Below are 1162 nucleotides of genomic sequence, written 5' to 3'. Positions count from 1 at the left end.
CCCTCCTGGCCCCCGCCCCCGGCCGCCTCGGCGAGGGCGTGCTGACACCGGACCGGCTGCTGGCCCCGGCGCTGCACGCCGCGCTGCGCGAGGCGCTGGGCCCCGGGCGGGACGGACTGCGGATCCTGCCGATCTGCGCCGACACCGCGGTGGCCGACCTCGCCCGCTGCCTCGGCGCCGAGGCGGCCCTGCCCGGCCACGCCTTCCACACGCAGGGCGGCAGCGCCCTGGTCAACAGCAAGGCGGCGTTCCGCGCGGTGGCCGCCGGGGCGGGGGTGGCGACCGCGACCGGCACGGTGGTCGGCGATCCGCACGAGGCGGCCCGCGCCATCGGCGCCCTGCTCGGCGAGGGCCACTGCGCCATCGCCAAGCAGGAGTTCAACGGCGGGGGCCTGGGCAACGAGATCCTGGCGCCCGCGCCCGGGGTCGACCCCGTGGGCGCTTCCCGCGCCCTGGTGCTGCCCGACGGCGCGGCCATCGACGCGTACGCGGCGGAACGCTGGCCGTGGCTGTCCGACGACGGCCGGCACCGGCTGGTGGTGGAGCGCTTCCACCCCGGCGCCGTACCGGCGTACGCGGAGTTCGAGGTCACCGACCGGGCCGTCGAACTCGTCGGCACCGGCGAGATCCTGATGGACCCGGTGGCCGTGGGCGAGATCGTGCCCGCACTCGCCACGCTGCCCGCACCCGCCGTGGCCGAGCTGATCGCGGCCGGCCGACGGCTGTGCGAGGCGTACCGGGCACTGGGCTACCGGGGCACGATCAGCGCCGACGCGTACCGCACCGCGGAGGGCGAGATCCGCTTCAGCGAGGCCAACGGCCGCATCACCGGTTCGACGCATCTGCACACCGTCATGGGCGCCCGCCTGGTGGGCCCCGCGCTGCGGTCGCGGCGCGTCTACCTCGGCGGCGAGTGCTCCGCCCCGTCCTTCCCCGCCGCCGCGGCCGCGCTGGCCGACGCCGGGCTCGCCTTCGACCCGGCGGCCGCCACCGGCGTGGTGCTCGTGAACGACCTCGGTCCGGCGGCCCGCGGCGTCATGTACTGCGCCGTCGCCGAGGACCTCGCCGGTGCCCGGGAGCAGCAGCGGGCCCTGATGCCGCTGCTGGCCGCGGCCCCGGTCTGATCCGCGGGGCGGCCCGTACCCCGCCCGCGGATCAGACC

1 protein-coding gene is annotated in these 1162 nt (G+C 78.0%); it reads left to right on the top strand.

Features of this window, described 5'->3' with window-relative positions; all coding sequences use genetic code 11:
• Positions 1 to 1124: peptide ligase PGM1-related protein (locus G5C65_RS37535; protein WP_165303517.1), on the top strand; the 1124-nt coding region annotated here is incomplete at its 5' end.
• Positions 1125 to 1162 lie beyond the last annotated feature (38 nt).

This window comes from Streptomyces boncukensis (assembly GCF_011045075.1).
In the GTDB taxonomy this organism is placed as follows: Bacteria; Actinomycetota; Actinomycetes; order Streptomycetales; family Streptomycetaceae; genus Streptomyces; species Streptomyces boncukensis.
The sequence above is the reverse complement of the archived record's forward strand: the minus strand, read 5'-3'. Positions and strand labels throughout refer to the sequence as shown.